Origin of the sequence: Cohnella herbarum, assembly GCF_012849095.1 — a bacterium.
Taxonomy (GTDB): Bacteria; Bacillota; Bacilli; order Paenibacillales; family Paenibacillaceae; genus Cohnella; species Cohnella herbarum.
The window spans coordinates 328,379-347,452 of the sequence record NZ_CP051680.1; the positions used below are offsets into that span (position 1 = coordinate 328,379).

Annotated in this window: 15 protein-coding genes; 11 read left to right on the forward strand and 4 right to left on the reverse strand. The window is 51.5% G+C overall.

Annotated elements, in window-relative coordinates; all coding sequences use genetic code 11:
* Positions 1–77: 77 nt before the first annotated feature.
* The 4 genes from HH215_RS01300 to HH215_RS01315 form a co-directional block, all read right to left on the reverse strand.
* Complete coding sequence (locus HH215_RS01300) at positions 78–503, reverse strand: hypothetical protein (RefSeq protein WP_169278255.1); 426 nt, start codon at positions 501–503, stop codon at positions 78–80.
* 628 nt (positions 504–1,131) lie between these two features.
* The gene (locus HH215_RS01305) at positions 1,132–2,016 is read right to left on the reverse strand and encodes an IS3 family transposase (protein ID WP_169278256.1); all 885 of its coding nucleotides are present in this window, start codon (positions 2,014–2,016) and stop codon (positions 1,132–1,134) included.
* A gap of 17 nt (positions 2,017–2,033) precedes the next feature.
* On the reverse strand, positions 2,034–2,393 hold the full coding sequence (locus HH215_RS01310) for a helix-turn-helix domain-containing protein (RefSeq protein ID WP_169278257.1): 360 nt from the start codon (positions 2,391–2,393) through the stop codon (positions 2,034–2,036).
* 38 nt (positions 2,394–2,431) lie between these two features.
* A complete protein-coding gene (locus tag HH215_RS01315) occupies positions 2,432–2,782 on the reverse strand; it encodes a hypothetical protein (RefSeq protein ID WP_169278258.1) in 351 nt (116 codons plus the stop codon).
* A 290-nt stretch (positions 2,783–3,072) separates the two neighbouring features.
* Between HH215_RS01315 and HH215_RS01320 the strand changes: the two genes are divergently transcribed.
* The 11 genes from HH215_RS01320 (at position 3,073) to HH215_RS01370 (ending at position 18,999) form a co-directional block, all read left to right on the forward strand.
* Positions 3,073–4,590 (forward strand): spore germination protein, encoded by a 1,518-nt coding sequence (locus HH215_RS01320; RefSeq protein ID WP_254450332.1) that lies wholly within the window; start codon positions 3,073–3,075, stop codon positions 4,588–4,590.
* A complete protein-coding gene (locus tag HH215_RS01325; RefSeq protein WP_169278259.1) occupies positions 4,562–5,746 on the forward strand; it encodes a Ger(x)C family spore germination protein in 1,185 nt (394 codons plus the stop codon). The genes HH215_RS01320 and HH215_RS01325 overlap by 29 nt, the downstream gene beginning before the upstream one ends.
* A 40-nt stretch (positions 5,747–5,786) precedes the next feature.
* The gene (locus tag HH215_RS01330; RefSeq protein ID WP_169278260.1) at positions 5,787–6,899 is read left to right on the forward strand and encodes a GerAB/ArcD/ProY family transporter; all 1,113 of its coding nucleotides are present in this window, start codon (positions 5,787–5,789) and stop codon (positions 6,897–6,899) included.
* A 77-nt stretch (positions 6,900–6,976) separates the two neighbouring features.
* Entirely contained in the window at positions 6,977–7,138 is a 162-nt protein-coding gene (locus HH215_RS01335) for a hypothetical protein (protein ID WP_169278261.1), read from the forward strand.
* Positions 7,139–7,391: 253 nt separating this feature from the next.
* A complete protein-coding gene (locus HH215_RS01340; RefSeq protein WP_169278262.1) occupies positions 7,392–8,636 on the forward strand; it encodes a hypothetical protein in 1,245 nt (414 codons plus the stop codon).
* A gap of 41 nt (positions 8,637–8,677) precedes the next feature.
* Positions 8,678–10,819 carry an ATP-binding protein gene (locus HH215_RS01345; protein WP_169278263.1) on the forward strand — a complete coding sequence of 714 codons (2,142 nt, stop codon included), beginning with the start codon at positions 8,678–8,680 and terminating at the stop codon, positions 10,817–10,819.
* Between the two features lie 131 nt (positions 10,820–10,950).
* Positions 10,951–13,560: a winged helix-turn-helix domain-containing protein gene (locus HH215_RS01350; protein WP_310735537.1), complete on the forward strand. Its 2,610-nt coding sequence runs from the start codon at positions 10,951–10,953 to the stop codon at positions 13,558–13,560.
* A 277-nt stretch (positions 13,561–13,837) separates the two neighbouring features.
* On the forward strand, positions 13,838–15,562 hold the full coding sequence (locus HH215_RS01355; RefSeq protein ID WP_169278265.1) for a glycoside hydrolase family protein: 1,725 nt from the start codon (positions 13,838–13,840) through the stop codon (positions 15,560–15,562).
* Positions 15,563–15,597: 35 nt separating this feature from the next.
* Positions 15,598–16,284, forward strand: coding sequence for an aspartate/glutamate racemase family protein (locus HH215_RS01360; RefSeq protein WP_169278266.1), 687 nt, complete (start codon positions 15,598–15,600; stop codon positions 16,282–16,284).
* Between the two features lie 15 nt (positions 16,285–16,299).
* Positions 16,300–17,559 carry a ribulose-bisphosphate carboxylase large subunit family protein gene (locus HH215_RS01365; protein WP_169278267.1) on the forward strand — a complete coding sequence of 420 codons (1,260 nt, stop codon included), beginning with the start codon at positions 16,300–16,302 and terminating at the stop codon, positions 17,557–17,559.
* Between the two features lie 6 nt (positions 17,560–17,565).
* Positions 17,566–18,999 (forward strand): four-carbon acid sugar kinase family protein, encoded by a 1,434-nt coding sequence (locus tag HH215_RS01370; protein WP_169278268.1) that lies wholly within the window; start codon positions 17,566–17,568, stop codon positions 18,997–18,999.
* Positions 19,000–19,074 lie beyond the last annotated feature (75 nt).

The window sequence follows — 19,074 nt, forward strand, 5'->3', positions numbered from 1 at the left end:
GTCTTTGAGGGACAGGTCGAGCGCTTATTTGAAGCTTCTTACCGCAATCTAGAGATGACAGGTCTCCGTAAAATAATCTATTTGTCAGCGGCTTTCAAGGGAGAAAACTGATCTATCAAAGCGTAAACTAAACCGAAGAAGCTGAATATTACGATTGAAGTACTGATCTGCAAGTCGTAACCTCGAACAAAATAATCGTCATACAAGAAACGGAAAATAAACATCCCGCATAGGCCACCAAGGAGCGTATAGAAGGCGATGCGAATAGTAGGCGACTTCACCCATTTTCTAATTAGCCAAGTCAGCGGCAGTAAGGTAACGGGGTAGAGAAAGCTGGTTGTCAGAAAGATCATACCTATGAATATGATCCCGATGTTTTGAAGTCCGTAATATTCGGTTGTCGTAATTTTATTGCCTTCCAATATCTCCAAACCAAGCACGGAGAGATTGAACAAAATGGCAAACGAAACCCACATCGTTAAACAGTACCTGAATTTGTACAAGCCAGTATCACCCGCATTCGTTTATTACTACTTCAGACGTAACCGGGTTGGAAAAGTTTTAAGGTTTCGAAAATATTAGTAACTATTCTCGCAGGATTAACTCGGATTTCGACCAATTAGACCGTTACCAACGGCTTGTAGCACAAAGATCCTCGGATTTCGACCAATTAGACCGCTACCAACGGCATGTAGCACACAGATCCTCGGATTTCGACCAATTAGACCGCTGTCAACGGCTTGCAGCACACAGTTCCTCGGATTTCGACCAATTAGACCGCTACCAACGGTTTGTAGTACACTGTTCCTCGGATTTCGACCAATTCACTGAAAGTAATCTACATCCACCATTCAATTCTTCACGCTGAACAATAAAGTATTGTGAGTACTCAAACCCTGTCAGTTGGCTCCCGGAGCAAAATAGTGGTGCCCAGCACCCTTATTTCTCCAGAAAGGCACTCCCGGAACGAAATAGAGTTGCCCAGCACCCTTATTTCTCCAGAAACCCGCTCCCGGAGCAAAATAGAGGTGCCCAGCGGTTAGACCCCCTAAATCCGGAGTATTACTGATGAAATACGTTGCTGTCGTAAAAATACTTGGTTTACTAGCGTTTTCCTCAGGATTTCGATTCTTAAACGGCTCGAGTGTACTTTTCTAAAGAATCAGTCGTTTGCTCCACCCACTTCATGAAAGCCGTTGGGGACCGTTTTCCCAGGCTTCTGTGCATGCGGCGGTTGTTGTAAAAATCAATGTAATTCCGTACAGCTTCGTGTGCCTCCTGAAAAGATTCAAAGCTCTCTTTTCCAAGCAGATCTCGCTCAAGGGTGGCATGAAAGGACTCGATGTATGCATTCATATTAGGTGTCTTTGGAGGAATGCGCTCATGCATAATTCCCTCTGCTTCGCATAACTCTCCAAACGCCTTGCTGATAAATTGGGGGCCGTTATCGGTGCGAATGATCGGCTTGCTCTCTTCGGGCTTTAGACGTGACTGTAACGCCTTTTTCACAGCTTCGCATACGTGTTTGGCTTCGCAATTCGTACCGATATGGATGCCGACGATACTGCGATCGTAAACGTCGATCATATCTGCGATGTAGAAAAACTGATCATACCCCGCAACGTATCCATACTTAATATCGAGCTGCCAGACTTGGTTGGAACCTGTTATCGTGTGATTGCGTGCTAGGCGCCTTGGATAGTGAACCTTCTTACGTCGTTGCGGATGAAGAATACCGAGCTTCTTACAGAGGCGGTACACTTTTTTCTTATTGATGATGAGTTGGCGCTGTACGTGTAAGCATTCTGTTAACAACAGATAGCCGTAGCTATGCTCTTCGCCAGACACCAGCTCCATTAACCACTCTTCAATCTGTGCATTACTTATTACGTTTCCGCAAACCGTTAGAGAATGCTTAGTTACAGGGCGTCCTCGGAGTGGCATTTTTGTTTCTGTAGTTGTATCCTCACGTGATGCTTTCTTTCGTTCGTAGTACGTCGAAGACGCGGCCCCCACAATGCTTAAGATGTTAGCTACTGTATGTCCCTGCTCAATGAACGTCTGGGCAACGTCGAGTTTGTCATTGAGGCAGGGTTCGTCTTTTTTACGAGTTCGCGCAGCACCTCGATCTCTAACTCTTTTTGCCCTAACGCCTTTAATGCACGCTCGTACTTTTCTTCCAGATCTGCAAGTCGCTTGGACTCCATAACTCGTTCGTCGATCGTTGGCAATGAATCTGCCCCAAACGTCTCTTGATATTCCACTACCCATGCTCTAATTGTTTTCGGAGTCACGTCATACTTTCTGGCCAGCACGCCTGCTTTCATTCCCGCAAGAGCCTCTTGTGCTGCTTTGTAACGTACTTCCTTAAAGGCATTATTTCGCTGTCTCATTTCCGCTCGCCCCCCTAATGAAATACTACCTTATTTCCCTAGCCATTCTCCAATTCATTTAGGGGGCTTAATAGCCCAGCACCCTTATTTCTCCAAAAAGGCACTCCCGGAGCAAAATAGCGGTGCTCAGCACCCTTATTTCTCCAGAAACCCGCTCCCGGAGCAAAATAGCGGTGCCCAGCACCCTTATTTCTCCAGAAACCCGCTCCCGGAGCAAAATAGCGGGTGCTCAGCACCCTTATTTCTCCAGAAACCCGCTCCCGGAGCAAAATAGCGGTGCCCAGCACCCTTATTTCGCCAGAAACCTGCTCCCGGAGCAAAATAGTGGTGCCCAGCACCCTTATTTCTCCAGAAACCTGCTCCCGGAGCAAAATAGCGGTGCCCAGCACCCTTATTTCTCCAGAAACCCGCTCCCGGAGCAAAATAGAGGTGCCCAGCACCCTTATTTCGCCAGAAACCTACTCCCGGAGCAAAATAGTGGTGCCCAGCACCCTTATTCCCCAGAACCCTGCGTCCCGCCGGATGCAGTTTCGCAAGCGATTGCCCTCCAAGTAAAGGAGGGTTATTTACATTTCGCCAAATAGCATCCTGATCTTCCCCTTCCACCCATTATCTTCGGAAATTGGCATAATTTACGGGGAATTGGAGCAAAACAAGGAGCAAAGGGAGGAGGGAAATCGTGAAAGGTGCGATATCGGAACAATCTCAATTGAGCGATGCCGCGATGAAAGCAAAATTGTCGGGCAATCTCGAGGAAAACGTTCGGGTGCTGGGAACGATTTTCTTCGGCTGCGAAGACGTCATCACTCACGATTTCAGCGTCGATGGGCAACGGAAGGCAGTGACGGTGTACCTGAAGGGGATGATTAACACCGAGCTGCTGGATCGGCAGGTGCTTAGTATTCTTAAGAGTGCCGATTCTTCGACCTTCGAATCCTTACAAGTAGCCCGGGAGAAATTGTCCGTGTCCGACAGCAGACAAATCGGCACGATCGAACAATTCGTACGGGAGGTCATGGGGGCTAGTCCCGTGATCATGATCGACTCTCTCGAAGGGGCAATCGTCGTCGGATTGACCCAATACGATAAGCGGTCCATCGAGGAGCCCCAAGCAGAGTCCGTCGTTCGCGGTTCCCGCGACGGGTTCATTGAATCGATGACCGTGAATACGTCTCTCATCCGCCGGAGATTAAGAACGCCCGCTTTGAAATTCGTGTCCTTCAAGGTAGGCCGATATTCGGAGACAACGGTTAGAATCGGATATATTGATGGAATCGCCAAGCCGGAAGTCATCGCGGAAGTGTCGGACAAAATATCGCAAATCGATATCGACGGAGTACCCGAGAGTGCGACGATCGAGGAATGGATCGAAGATGACAATTACTCTCCGTTTCCGCAATTGCAGTCGACGGAACGTCCGGACGTAGCGAGCTCCGCGCTTCTTGAAGGTCGGGTAGTGATCTTGACGGATAATACGCCGATCGTGCTGATCGCGCCCACGACTTTCTGGTCGTTGATGCAATCTTCGGAAGATTACTACGAGAGATTCCTTATCGGCACCCTCATCCGGTGGCTCCGCTACCTTTTTTTCGTCGTCGCATTGCTGGCTCCATCCGTCTATGTCGCCATCCTGACTTTTCATCACGAAATGGTGCCGACGACGCTGCTTCTTCGCATCGCGAAATCGAGAGAGGAAATTCCTTTCCCGGCATGGATGGAAGCCTTCATTATGGAAATTACTTTCGAGGCTTTGCGCGAAGCCGGGGTTCGGTTGCCGAAGCAGATCGGCTCCGCGGTCAGCATCGTGGGAGCTCTCGTTATCGGTCAGGCTGCAATACAAGCCGGAATCGTGTCGGCTCCGATGGTTATGATCGTTGCGATTACAGGTATTTCCTCGTTTATGCTTCCGCAATACTCGATGAGCGTCTCGCTCAGGATGCTTAGATTCCCGATTATGATTTTGTCCGCGATCGTGGGTTTGTACGGACTTATTATTTGCGTAATCGTCATCATCAGCCACCTGTGCATCCTTCGGTCTTTCGGAGTTCCTTATTTGTCTCCTATCGCTCCGATCACGGCGAACGGATTGAAGGATACTCTTATTCGTGCACCGCTGAAGAAAATGAAGCGCCGACCGGCCTTCTTCGCGAAAGGGGACTTGATCCGCAATGGGAGGCGATCCGACGATCCGACTTAAAGAAAAACGGGCAACGATCCGGATGATCCTACTCATTCTGATGGTTGTGCCGCTATCGGGATGCTGGGATCAGGACGAAGTTAGCCATGTCGGCTTCATCATCTCGGCCGGTATCGATTCAACCTCTAATGACAAAGTTGATTTGACTGTCCAAGTGTTCATTCCTAATCCGACTTCTGGCGGAACTAGCGAAGGCGGAGGAGAAGGCCGGGTATTCACCTACACGAAGAGAGGAGATTCCATGCCGGAAGCGCTGTCGTCTTTGCAGAAGAGACTTCCGCGAACGTTGTCTTGGGACCACACCAAGCTAATTATTATCGGGGAGCAGCTTGCTGCGCGAGGAATGAGGGACGAGATCGACTTTCTTTTCAGGGATGTCGAGCCGAGGGAGCAAGCGAATTTTCTAGTCTGCAAGGGCACGGCAATGAAGTTGCTGCAATCGTTGGACGATCCTAATACTTACGACACGATCATCCGGATCGCCGACATGCCTTCCGTAGGGACATACAACATGAATTATGTCGAGGAGTCGATCGCCGGAGAGTCCGATGCGTTCATATTACCCGTTGCCGACACGATTGAGCTTATGATGAGTAAATCCCCGAAGACGGTGCTTACGATAAAGGGAGTGGCGGTCATCAAGGACGTCAAGCTTGCGGGCTGGATGAGCGAGCAGGACAGTTCGGGGCTTCACTTGGGTTTTCAATGGTTGCATCAGACGAGTATCGGCCATAATTTATCGGTTACCGTCAAGAAAGACGGGGGGAAGATCACGGCTAAGCTAGTGAGAAGAAAATTGCAATTGTCTCCAAGTATTCGGAATGGGAAATGGTCCATGAAGGTGAAACTGAAGGTAGACGCCGATATCGTTCAGAATTCGTCCTCCATCGATCTATTGAGCTCGAAAGACTCGCTGCGGGCTCTTCAAGGCGTCTTCGAAGACGAGATTAAGCAAATGCTGCAGCGGACGCTTGATGAGGTGCAGACGCGAATGGATGCGGACGTCGTCGGCTTTGCGAGGTCGTTCCATAAGAAGCATCCTCACCAGTGGAAGAAAGTAGAGAGAGAATGGGATTCCGTGTTTAGAACCATCGAAGTCAAGCTGGAGGTCATATGCAATCTCCGCAAGTCGGGTATTTCCAACGTCAAGATATAGGAACGCAGTATCGAACACAAGGAGGCTAAGAGATAACAAGATGATCGACATGACGCTCACAAGCCGACAAATATTCTGGATGATGATCAGCATGCAGATCATTATGACGCTACTATTAACGACGGCTCCTGCCTTCCAAACGGCGAAGCAGGATGCGTGGATATCCGCACTGATCGGAACCGGGATCGGATGCGGAATCGCTTATGTATGCGCAAAGCTGAATTTAATGTTTCCGGGCAAAACGCTCATTGAATACAGTCGGGTCCTCGTCGGGAAATGGCTCGGGGGGCTCGTCGCATCCCTGTATTTGATCTTTTGGATTTCCTTGTTCGGGCTTATATTGCAACAGTTCAAGATGTTCATTCTCGCAACGATATTGCCGTTCACGCCTCCTTATATCATCGTACTTCTCCTGATAGGAGTTGTTCTTTATCTGACGCTACACGGGGTGGGAGCGATTGCCCGCTGCTGCGAAGTGATGGGGCCGATCATCGTTTTCGGGGTTCTCGCTCCCGTTCTATTCGCCATCAATCGGGTCGATTTCGATCAACTTCTCCCTGTTTTTGTGGACAGCGGGGCGTTCGCCATCTTTAAGGGGGCACTTCCGACAGCGACGTTCCTCGGGGATTGTATCCTAATGACGGTACTTCTATCCTTCGTCGGAACGAAACGCAAAGTCGTGCGCCATGCCGTCATCGGCGTACTCGTCTCTGGCATGTTCACGGTTCTATCCGTGTTCGCTTGTCTCCTCATCTTCGGTTATCACGTCACTCAGGGATATCCTTATCCGTTTCTGATCGTCGTGCGTTCGATATCTCTCAGCGGCGTAATCGAGAATCTAGATGCCTTTCTCATCGCCGTATGGATCATGAGCGTGTTCGTGAAGTTGGCGCTTTACTTGTTCGTGTCGAGCTACGGAACCGCTCAATTGATCGGAATCAAGAGCTGGGTGAAACTCGTTTGGCCGATCGCGGCGATAGGCACGATTATGGCGTTGATCCCCCTCAACTACGTAGAATCGTCGATTATCATTCCCACTAAGCTGTTTGTTCCGTATACGCTTCCGACATTGATGTCCGGATTACCGTTGGCGATGTTCATTATTGCTATAATTAGACGTAAGAAGACGGGCGCGGCTTCGGCGGGAAAATGATATAATGGACTTCGTGATCGGTAACAATCGTCGAATCGAGCAGGGCGTCCTGTTTTCGCTGAAAGGAGTAATCAACATTGAGCAATCGTTCCAATTTTCCCGTTATCGCGCTTGTCGGGGGTCTGATGTGCATGGGGTTATCCATCGCTTTAACTTCGCTAGCGTTAACAATCGTCTTCTCCGTTGCGGGATTTGCCGGGATCGCTCTCGGAATTCGCGGTATAATACGGATGAAATAATGACGAACGATCTATCCTATCCTCGTAAATCGGAGTCTACCTGCTGAGGTAGTCTCTTTTATTTTCGGAAACCAGCGGTAATTTTCCATAATTTTGCTCGTCTAAAAATAAATTATCACCCCTCGTAAATCCCGGAATCCCTTGATTTTATGCGGAAATTGTCGGTTTGTGCCCAACAGTCTTTCATTATTCTTTCATTCGGAATCTTTAAAATTGATCTATTAACGATGAGTGCAGAAGGAGATGAACGCTCGTGCCGAATGCCGTCAAAGTTCGTAAAGAGGATGAAGGTGCAACCCGCAGCGGTTCCCGTTCGGGGGAGAGCATCGAACAAGAGGAACAATCGGAGGAGCAGGCCGGAGAGCGACCCGATAAAGCCGCGATTATGAAAAGATTGAAAGCCCAAGGGGCCGTTCGCGTCTTTCCGGGGATGGATGCGGAATCCGCGACGGAAGCTCCGGTAGAAGCACCGAAGGCACCGGAAGCGACGGCGGCTTCGGCTTCGGCGGAGACTCGATCGACGGCGCCCTCCAGCGAAGTCGCGGCGACGGAAAGCGAATCCGAGCAATCCGGCGGCATCGACAAAGGATTTCACGAGCGCGTTCAACGGGAAACGGATGCGGCCAACAACCCCAAATGGTACGATCTCCCTCAACACGTCAGCAATGCCCGTCATGGCAAATGGGATTTATCCCAAAGCCGCGAGCGCAGTGGTAACCGGCGGCAGGACGAGAATCTCGAAGAGGATGTAAGGACGAACCAGATTGAAAAGCGGATGATGCCGGGGATGTTCGACGTCAGTCAAAAGGCGAAAAATGCGGTAAACGATGTGGTGCAAAATCCGGGACAGACGGCCGCGGGCATGATTCCGCTCGTTGGCAAAGGTATCAAGCAAAAGATGGCCGAGAAGTTCGACGTGAAAGAACGCGATTTGCTTAAAGGGATCGCGGCAACGTCAACGAATGAAGCGATTCAGACGAGGGCGGCATCCCAAGCGAAAGCGGTCGGCACTAAGATCACCGCAGGCCGGGTCAAGGCGGGAATCGGCACGGTGACCGGGATCGCGGGAGACTTAATACCGGGTGCGGGACAAGTTGCCGGAGCCGTCGGTTCGGCTGCCGGAATGATCGGCGATCTGGCAACGTCAAGCGAACAGACGCAGGTGAAGAAAACTCGGGCAAGGGAAGAAGCTCGCAAGGTGATGGGCAAGAAAGAATTCGCGGGCTATGAGAATATCGACGAGTTCATCGGTCTGGAGAAGCAAAGACATGCCCTTGTCGCCGCGGGCAAAGGAAAAGCAGGAGCGGGCGCGCCGACCGTGGACAGCGAGGAGCAAGTTCAGCGGTTGACGGCGCACGCTCGGGGAGAAACGGCGCACCACGAACATTACAAGCGGCGAGCGAAAGAAGTGGAACAGGAAAGAGCCGCAGCCGCCAAGCCCAAGGAAGAAGGCACAGGCATGTTGTCCAGAGTCAAAAGGTTTTTCGGCCGCTCCTAATCGTGGCCGGCTGTTCGTGTATGGATTGAGGAGGGGAAACGTTGGAACCGGTTATTGCGATGCATAAGACGGGGACGGTAACAGCCGAAAGTCCCTATGCCGACGGAATCGAATATGTGAACGGATGGCTCCGCTGGTTGGATGCCGGCATCGAATTGCGGTTATGTTCGGATGACGGAGACAGGGCGAAGTTAGCGGAAAGGTGGGAGAACGCGCTTCGAAGAGCCGAGCTGCGTACGAGTCTTAGCGAGCAAGCGGACGTGTTCTTGCCCCTTCCTTACTTGAAGCGGGTATTCGGTCTCACTCCGCTTGAGGTCAAGATTGTCTTCATCTGTCTTGCCATCGAAGTGGATCGTAAATACGAAGCCTCGTTCGAAATGTTGCAGGAAGAACGGGGCGCGATTTATCCCCGTCGGGATTTAATCGCTTCCTTGGTCGGCGGCGACGAAGAGGAGCGGTTTCAGGCGGTGAGGGCCCTTAGGGACGATGGCAGGCTTCGGCGGTTTTTCCTGCGCGAGCCTTCGGGAGCCCGCAAGTACGAAACGACGATTAACCGATACTGCCGATTGGACGAGAGAATTGTTCGATTTGCGTTGGATTCGGCCGGTTTGCCGGCGGCGATGAAACGTTATGCGAGCCTAGTTCCGCCTTCCGCGGTGCCTCCGGCGAAACTTTTTCATGAGGACGTTCATGTTAAGCTTCGCAATTGGATTTCACGGCGCTCTGCCGATTCGGATTTTTCGGAAACGGCTTTGCTTATTTCTCTATGGGGAAATGAAGGGTCCGGCAAGAAAACGCAAATGGCTCATTTGGGCCGATATTTCGACGAGCCTTTGCTGATCGTGGATATGTCGAAACTTCCGGAGGAGGAGAGCGAGGGGCCTAACGCGCTAGACAACGTTTTCCGCGAAACGGCGATTCAACAGGCTTTGCCCGTTCTTTGCGGATTCCTCTTGCAAGAGGATACGGAGAGCGAGCGGAAACGTAAACGGGAATTACTCGAACGGCTGTCGGGGATATCCGGCATCGTTTTTCTTCTCTCGGAGGCGCCGTGTCGACCGATTGATCTTAGCAGCCGCATTGAACTGGAAGTGGAAATCCCCCCGCTTCAAGACGAGCAACGAACGGTAGCCTGGCGAACGCTTGCCGAATCGTACGAAATGGAGGATTCTTTGGACTGGGACATGTTAGCCTCCCGTTTTCTGTTTAATCCGGGTCAAATCACGAATGCGCTGCGTACGGCAAGATCGTTATCCGAATGGAAACAGGAAAACGGAGAGTCTACTCCGATTCGATGGAACGTGATGGTCGAAGCGTGTTACAAACAGTTGAATCATCGTCTGGGAACGAAGTCCAAGCGACTGTCGCCGAAAAGCCGGTGGGAGGACCTCGTGCTTCCCGGTGCCCAAACTCGCAAGCTTCGCCACGCTTGCAATCATATTCAGTATAAGCATACCGTATACGGAACATGGGGGTTCGACCGGAAGCTCAGCTACGGCACGGGGGTCAGCCTGTTGTTCTCCGGACCGCCAGGCACGGGGAAAACGATGGCCGCGGAGATCGTTGCGAAAGAATTGGATATGGAAATCTACAAAATCGATCTCTCGCAGATTATTAGCAAGTATATCGGCGAGACGGAGAAAAATTTGCGCGAAATCTTCGACGAAGCGGCTTCGAGTTATGCGATCCTGTTCTTCGACGAAGCCGATGCCTTGTTCGGCAAACGTTCGGAAGTCAAAGATTCCCACGATAAGAACGCGAATACGGAAGTGGCCTTTTTGCTGCAAAAGATGGAAGAGTACCGAGGAATATCGATATTGGCGACGAACTATTTGCAAAATATGGACGAAGCTTTTTTACGTAGAATCAATTACGTGATTCGGTTCTCCTTCCCCGACGAGGAGCAACGGGAAGCGATTTGGCGCGGTATTTTTCCTCGCGAGACGCCGCTCGATCAAGGGCTCGATTACGGTTTTCTTGCTAGAAAATTGCCGATGTCCGGAGGGAGCATTAAGAATATCGCGCTGACTGCGGCCTTCCTGGCTAGCGGTAGTGCGGAAACCGTCGGGATGAAACATATTTTCAAAGCGTATCAATACGAATTGGATAAAACGAATCGCACGATATCCAGAGACGAGCTAGCGGAATACTCTCATTTTTTTGATGAAATCCATCGTCCATAACGCCAGGATAGTTGACGGCGTAAAGGCGCGGCTTTTATAATTATTCTATGAATATACCAATATTATCCACAAAATTATATATCCCTCGTCTACGGACTAAAGTTGTCCCCCGTCCTCGCCTTCAGGAGCGAATGAACGAGGGCTTGCACCGAAAGTTGACCCTGATCTCCGCCCAAGCCGGCTTCGGTAAAACGACGCTGGTCAGCGAATGGGTTACCGGTTGCGAGCGCCCGTACGCTTGGCTGTCGCTTGACGAAGGGGACAACGATCCGACCCGATTTATTACCTATCTTATCGCCGCCTTGCAGACGATTGCGCCGAAAATCGGGGAAGGCGTATTGGGCGTACTCCAATCCCTCCAGCCTCCGCCAATCGAATCGATTGTGCCTCTGCTGGTTAATGAAATTTCCGCCGTCCCTGACCCTTTCGTCCTCGTTCTCGACGATTACCATGTGATTGAATCCGACATGACCAACCATGTCCTGGCGTTCCTGATCGAACATCTGCCGCCGCAAGCGCATTTGGTTATCGCAACCCGCAAGAAGCCGCATCTCCCATTGCCAAGATTACGAGTCCGAGGACAATTAACCGAGCTGCGCGGTTCGGACTTGCGCTTTACGCTATCCGAGGTCGCGGGTTTTCTTAACCAAGCCATGGCTCTTAACCTCGCAACGGAGGAGATCGCGCAGCTTGCATCCCGCACGGAAGGCTGGATTGCCGGATTGCAACTAGCGGCGATATCATTGCAAGGACATACGGACGCCGCCAGCTTTATTAATTCTTTCTCGGGCAACCATCATTACGTGTTGGACTATCTCGTGGAAGAAGTATTGCACCGGCAATCCGAAGACGTTCAGCATTTCCTCTTGCGAACTTCCATTCTCGACCGTATGAGCGGTCCGCTTTGCGATGCTTTATTGGCTAAAGCGGATAGACATCAAGAGAATGAGAGACAATCTTCGTCAGCGTTAGCGTCAGTTTCCGGGCAAGCGAATCTGGAATACCTCGAACAAGCCAACTTGTTCATCGTTCCCTTAGACGACGAACGTCGCTGGTACCGTTATCACCATCTCTTCGCGGAATTGCTGCGTCAGAGATTGCAACAGCGTATAGATTCGTCCTTGGGCGCTGAAGAGACGGACTTGGACGCATTACACCTCCGGGCCAGCGAATGGTTTGAAGACAACGGTCTGGAGATGGAAGCCTTTCACCATGCCGTCGCCGCCAATGCGGTGGATCGAGCCGCACGTCTAATAGAAGGAGAGGGAATGCCCCTGATCTTTCGAGGGGCGGCGACGTCCGTACGGAACTGGTTGGAATCTCTGCCGACGAAAGTGCTTGATGCCAAGCCTTCGTTGTGGGTGACCTATGCCGTGGCGTTATTGTTCGGCAGTCAGATCAGCGGCGTTGAATCGAAATTGCAAGCGGCGGAAGCGGCATTGAAGGACGTCAAGGCGGACGAAACGACACGAGATCTCGTCGGGCATATGGCTTCCATTCGGGCCACGATAGCCGTCACTCAACATCAAGTTGAAACGATCCTCGTTCAATCGCATCGCGCGTTAGAGTACTTGCATCCCGACAATCTGCCCGTTCGGACGGCCACGACATGGACATTGGGATATGCCTATCATCTCCAAGGAGATCGTGCATCGGCCATGCGGGCTTATTCCGAAGCTATATCGATTAGCGGGAGAATTGGTCATTTCATTGTTCTGATCATGGCGACGATAGGTCTTGGCAATATCCAAGAGACGGATAACCAATTAGAGCTAGCTGCCGAATCTTACCTGCGCGTCCTCGAGTTGGCTGGCGATCCGCCGCTGCTGGTGGCCAGCGAGGCGCATCTTGGCTTAGCGCGCATCGGTTATGAGCGGAACGACTTGGAGTTCTCCAAGAAGCATGCGCAACGGAGCGCTCAATTGGCCCGGATAATAGAAAACACGGACAGGTTTATCGCCAGCGATGTTCTTCTCTCCCGATTAATGCTTGCGGAAGGAAACGTAGCGGGAGCGGCTGCGTTGCTAGCCAAGGCAGATCAACACGCTCGCAGTCATAACTTCGTGTCTCTGATCCCGACAATCGCCGCAGCAAGAACGCTGATATTGCTTCGCCAAGGCCATCCGGCGGAAGCCGCCCGGATGGCTCGGACGAACGAGCTTCCGCTCAGCCTCGCCCGCGTGCAACTGGCTCAAGGAGACGCCTCCAAAGCATTGGCGATCTTGGATCAGGCGCGCCGGCAAGCGGAGGCAAGAGGCTGGGAGGATGAACGGCTCAAAGCGCTCGTGCTCGAGGCGCTCGCGCTACGCGTCCTTGGCCAGAAGAGCAAAGCTTTGCGTCGGTTGAGCGAAGCGTTGGCTATGGCCGAACCGAGCGGTTTCGTGCGTATCTTCGTCGACGAAGGGATTCGGATGGAGAAGCTATTGTCCGAAGCGGCTTCTCAAGGGATCATGCCCGTCTATACCGGGAGGTTGCTCGCCGTTTTCGAAGCGGACAATCGGCTGCGCGAACCGGAATCGGACGCGCTCTCCAAGGTTCGTCCGCTGATCGAGCCATTAAGCAGGCGCGAGTTGGATATCCTCCAGCTCATTGCCGAAGGTCTCTCGAATCGCGAGATAAGCGAGCGACTGTTCTTGGCCTTAAGCACGGTGAAAGGGCATATTCAGAATATTTTCGGCAAATTGCAGGTTCAAAGACGCACGGAAGCCATCGTACGCGCCCGCGAGTTAGAACTATTGTAGAGCGGAGCTTCTACCCCGCTGCTTGATATTGATATTCGGTTCGTTGAGGAAGGGGCAAGCGGATAGAGCAGCTTCCAATAGAAGGACCAACTATACAGATCCGGAAGGGCCTTCTTAGCAAGGCTTCTTTTTTTTCTGTTTATTTTTTACGGGAGGCACAGGTACGATTTGAACCCCCTTAAATCTTAAGAGCTTAGAAACCATCGCTTGTGAGAGTAATTGTTATTTGTTACTGTGAGCGCAAGTAGTTGAGAACAACGAAGAGGAGAGATTCAATATGGAAAAACGAAGACTTCCCGATACGCTAACGTTAGAGGATAGAGCTGGAATTGCGATGAATGCCATCGTGGGTATGGCCGACCAGGATTACAACCATATTCCTTTTTTTGCGGCGAATCTGATGTCAGACCCTGCTAACCTTACGCACGGAGATTGGGATTACGGCTCTTCTCATGGACGCATGGTTGATGCGTTGGTACTGGCTCGTCATATGTCGGGCGAGACGTTGGGCACGGATATTGAAGAGATCTACCGTTCCAACCTGTTGTCATTTTTCCAAGAGGACGGACTCAGCTATCGTCAAACAAATCCAAACCACAAATGGGAGCCCAATGCTAATTTTATCGATCAGCGAGCAGTCATTTTATCGCTTACGTCTTGGTACATGGACACGGGAGACTTGAAGGTAAAAGAAGCAGCGGACAAGCACGTTGCGGCTCTTAAACACGTGGCTATTAAGGAACGGGATGTCTGGTACTATCCTGCATCGGAATACAAGGAAGGCGGCTGGCCTTCCTCCAACGCGATTCTGCTTCGTCTTGCACCGGATCCTGCTGCTTTCTGCGGACGTTTAGTTATGCCGTTGCTTAAATACCATGAGTTGACAGGGAATCAGGATGCATTCGAGTTATGCCAATTTTTCACTCAACTGATCGTACATCGGAGCGGGGTGTTCAATCCTGACGGCAGCTTTAACGATTCGTTGGCTTATCGTAGCGGACATTTCCATACCCGGCTCGGCACGCTCGACGCGCTAGCCCGATTCGGGGTATTTACCGGGGATGCGGCTTTAATCGGCTATGTTGAAAAAAGTTTTGCTTGGGCAACGACTCAATGCACGGCTTTCGGCTGGACACCGGGTGACCTGAAAGAACAGGCCTATGAACATGAAACCTGCTCGCTGGTCGACCTGATCGCGACCGGAATCACGCTAGCGAAAAGCGGTTATACGAAGTACTGGGGGACAGTGGAAAGGTATATTCGCAATCATCTCGTCGAATCGCAGCTGTTGGACATGGATTGGGTGAAGGAGACGGACGATCTCTCGAAGGAAATTACAGGTAAGATTACTTTCCAAAATATCGGCCAACGCACGCGGGGCGCATTCGCGGGTTATTCTGCGCCAAATGACTTCTGCTGTGATGTGAATTACGGCCGCGGGCATACGAATGATTTGCAGATTTGCTGCCTCGGCTCGGGAACTCGCGGTCTTTATATGGGCTGGAGCAATACGATTGCGGAGAAGGATGGCGCGATTAGCGTTAACTTCTTACTGAATCGTGGTTCTGTTTGGCTCGATGTGGACAGCTATCTGCCGCATGAGGGCAAGCTGGTACTGCATATTCATCGTGACCTTCCTAGATTGCAGGTTCGCATTCCGGAATGGGCCGGTTATGCGAAGGTTAGCTATACCCGTGAATTGGACGGCGAGATAAGATCGGGCAGAGGAAACGAACCAAGCACCTGGGTGAACGAGCACTTCCTTCTACTTGGTGCGGCGAAAGCCGGAGAATTAATTACAATCGAATTCCCATTGTCGCACCGTACGACGACTGAAACAGCAATCGGCCAAGTGTTCGAGACGACGTGGCGCGGGGACGATGTCGTTGCTATTTCTCCGTCGGGGACGAAGCATCCGTTTTATTCCGGTCGTCAAGTGTTCGATAAGGCGCCAATGCGCGAGGGTTCATTACGTCGTAACGAGAATGAGTTAGTTTGGTAAGATCACCAATTGTATAGCTGTGGAGGCGATATGATATGAGAACGGTTGTAGCCATCTATACCGGTCAAGGATTGGCGGACCCGCTAAAAGCGGTATTCAAAGAAAAACTGCCGAATGTTCGGCTTGTTAATATTATCGATGACAGTCTGATCGGAGATGTTGTTCAAGCCGGTCATGTTCCGCCGGGAGTCGCAAGAAGACTTGTCCAGTACTATCATAATGGCGAAGAGCTTGGAGCGGACGTCATCTTGAACACCTGTTCATCGGTAGGAGAGGTTGTGGACAGCGCAAGCGCAATGATCGGGATCCCCATTGTCAAGATTGACCAGGCGATGGCAGCTAAGGCTGCCGCTGAATACTCAACGATTGCCGTCCTTGCAACATTGCCTTCTACGCTTGAGCCGACTATGCGCTTAATCTCGAAGGAGGCTTCCTTGCTAGGTAAAGAAATCAAATTAATTCAAGGGCTGGCGGCCGGAGCATTTGATTCGCTAGTTGGAGGCAAGCCTGAAGAGCACGATCGGATATTGTTAGAAACGGCTAAGCGAATATCGGAGAAAGCGGATGTTCTCGTACTGGCTCAGGGCTCGATGGCGCGTATGGCGCATTCGTTGCATGAGGCGACGGGGAAGCCGGTGCTGTCTAGTCCGCACCTTGGCGTAGAGCAAGTGAAAGCGATATTGGAGCAGCTTGATCGCGAGCAAGCAGGAATCAACAGCTAGAATGGAGGTCGCCCAATGAACCAAGATCGAGTAAATGCCACGTACCTCGTGGAAACTCCCTATTCCCTGCAGGTTGCGGCTGAAGTGATTGCGGGCGAGCAATCTACCGGAACGTTCACTGCGGTTCCGGGTGAGACAGATGCGCTTAAGATGAAGTTCGGTGCCCGAATTGAGAAGATTGCGGAGCTTGGAACAGCAGGGAAACCTACGCTTCCAGGCTACAATATACCTGCTGGGCATGATGGGCTTTACCGCAGCGGGTTAGTGACTTTGTCGTTCCCCTTACACAATTTCGGACCATCCATACCTAATCTGATGTCTTCCATAGCAGGTAATCTGTTTGAATTGCAGCAATTGTCCGGTTTGCGATTGGTGGATCTGGAGCTTCCAATCGCCTTCGCCGATAGGTATCCCGGACCTAAATTCGGGATAGAAGGCACGCGCAAGCTGACAAACGTGTACGATCGTCCGATTCTAGGTACAATCGTTAAGCCCAGTATTGGATTGGCACCGGAGCAACTGCAGAAGATGATTATTGAAGTGTCTTCAGCGGGCTTGGATTTCATTAAGGATGACGAGTTGAACGCCAATCCGCCCTATGCTCCTCTTGAGATGAAAGTGAAGGCAGTTATGGAGGCCGTTGAGAAAGCAGCGGACGCGACGGGTAAGAGGATCATGTATGCATTCAATATAACCGGCGACATTGAAGAGATGAAGCGCAATCACGAGCTTGTTGTCAAGGCTGGCGGTAATTGCGTAATGGTCAGCATCATGAGCGTCGGGCTGGCGGGTTTGGCTCATTTGAACGAGTATAGCGAAGTGCCGATTCACGGACACCGCAATCAATGGGGGATGATGACGCGTTGCCCTAATCTCGGCTTCGAGTTTGCGGCTTATCAGAAGCTATGCCGGCTCGCGGGTGCCGATCATCTTCATGTGAACGGGTTGAACAGCAAGTTTTACGAAAGTAATGAATCCGTCGTTCGTTCAATTCAGGCATGCATTTCACCGATGTACGGCGGATATGCATCGATGCCGGTCGTCTCCTCAGGACAGTGGGCGGGGACAGCGATCGACACTTATGCAGCCACGAAATCCGTAGATGTCATGCATCTGGCCGGCGGAGGTATCCTGGCTCATCCAGACGGGGCGGCAGCCGGATTCGAGAGCATGAAGCTCGGCTGGGAAGCAGCTGTGAATGGCATTCAGCTCAATGAATATGCGAAGAAGCATCCATCGCTGAAGAGGGCGATCGAGAAATATGGAAAGGGCTGAGCCGTGATGGCCATACGTTCACAGGAAGAAGCTGATGCAAATCCAGTAGCCATAAGCCTGTCCAGTGGTCGCTTTCGTAAGCTGCTCTGTTATTACGGAGATGATTTTACTGGCTCGACAGATGTATTGGAATCGCTATTCCGTGCCGGCATCAAGTCGGCTCTATTCTTAGATCCGCCGAACGATGAGCAACTGCGGGAAGAGCGTTACGCTTCCTTGGATGCCTTCGGCGTTGCTGGTATCGGACGTTCCCTAACGCCTGAAGAAGCGGAGAAGGAGTTACTTCCGATCTTCCAGACGCTGAAGAGAGCGGGGGCTGCTATCATACACTATAAAATTTGCTCCACCTTCGATTCGTCGCCGGGAATAGGCAACATCGGTGTTGCGGCTCGGTTGGGGCGCGAAACGTTCGGCGGTCGGTATATTCCTTTGCTAGTCGGAGTGCCCTATCTGGGCAGATATACGTTGTTTGGCAATCATTTTGCCAAGTCGGGGACGGAGGTGCACAGGCTGGATCGACATCCGACAATGTCCAGGCATCCGATTACACCTATGAAAGAGGCGGATTTGCGTAAGCATCTCACCGAGCAGAGCGATGACCGGATTTCCTTATTTGACATTATGGCTTTGGAAGGCAAGCTGCCTGATGTTCGTATGCGGCTGGAGCGACAGGTTGTGGCGGAGCAGCCGGATATGCTGCTGTTCGACGTACTCGATGAAGAGCGGTTGGAGACAATCGGGCACCTGCTGTGGGAGGAGGCTTTACGCAGTGAAGGGTCATTCGTGATCGGATCCTCCGGGATTGAATATGCGCTCGGAGCTTGCTGGAAATCCTTACAGCTATCGGAACTGCAGCCGGACGTGCCGACAAGCGTCTCTCCTGTCGATCGATTGCTGGTCGTGTCAGGAAGCTGCTCTCCCGTAACGGAGGCGCAGATCCATGCAGCGGTAGCATCGGGATTTGTCGGAATTCGCGTACCGGTTCATACGCTTATCGATCCTGAACTTGCGGCACAGACAAGTCGGCAGCTACTGGAAGAAGCGAAGGAGCATCTTGAGAGGGGAAGAAGCGTCCTCTTATATTCGGCTAGCGGACCAAGCGACAGTAGTATTGAGCAGCTTCGCAAGGCGCTGGTTGCAGGCGGATTCCGAGCTGAAGATAGCAGTAAATTGCTAGGTGGGATTCTGGGCTCGTTGGCCCGTTCACTCCTTATTGAGACCGGGCTGACCCGTTTAGTTATCGCAGGTGGAGACACATCCGGTTATGTGACCCGTGAGCTTGGTATCCGCTCGCTGGAGTGCACGGCCGTAGTAACTCCCGGCGCACCGTTATGCCGGGCAGCATCGGAGCATGCTCGGATTGATGGCCTCGAGCTTGTGCTCAAAGGCGGACAGGTTGGCGGAATTGATTTCTTTAACCAAGTGAAGAACGGTAATTAAGCACGTCGTCCGAGAGAGTTTCGCAATAGAAACGATCATTACCTAAATGAATACCACGCCCCGGACTATCCTGCC

Bases quoted from the DNA above. Each gene is read 5' to 3' on its own strand.
- HH215_RS01350 (WP_310735537.1), top strand. From the start codon at position 10,951: ATGAACGAGGGCTTGCACCGAAAGTTGACCCTGATCTCCGCCCAAGCC.
- HH215_RS01355 (WP_169278265.1), top strand. From the start codon at position 13,838: ATGGAAAAACGAAGACTTCCCGATACGCTAACGTTAGAGGATAGAGCT.
- HH215_RS01310 (WP_169278257.1), bottom strand. From the start codon at position 2,393: ATGAGACAGCGAAATAATGCCTTTAAGGAAGTACGTTACAAAGCAGCA.
- HH215_RS01365 (WP_169278267.1), top strand. From the start codon at position 16,300: ATGAACCAAGATCGAGTAAATGCCACGTACCTCGTGGAAACTCCCTAT.
- HH215_RS01370 (WP_169278268.1), top strand. From the start codon at position 17,566: ATGGCCATACGTTCACAGGAAGAAGCTGATGCAAATCCAGTAGCCATA.
- HH215_RS01330 (WP_169278260.1), top strand. From the start codon at position 5,787: ATGATCGACATGACGCTCACAAGCCGACAAATATTCTGGATGATGATC.
- HH215_RS01360 (WP_169278266.1), top strand. From the start codon at position 15,598: ATGAGAACGGTTGTAGCCATCTATACCGGTCAAGGATTGGCGGACCCG.
- HH215_RS01325 (WP_169278259.1), top strand. From the start codon at position 4,562: ATGGGAGGCGATCCGACGATCCGACTTAAAGAAAAACGGGCAACGATC.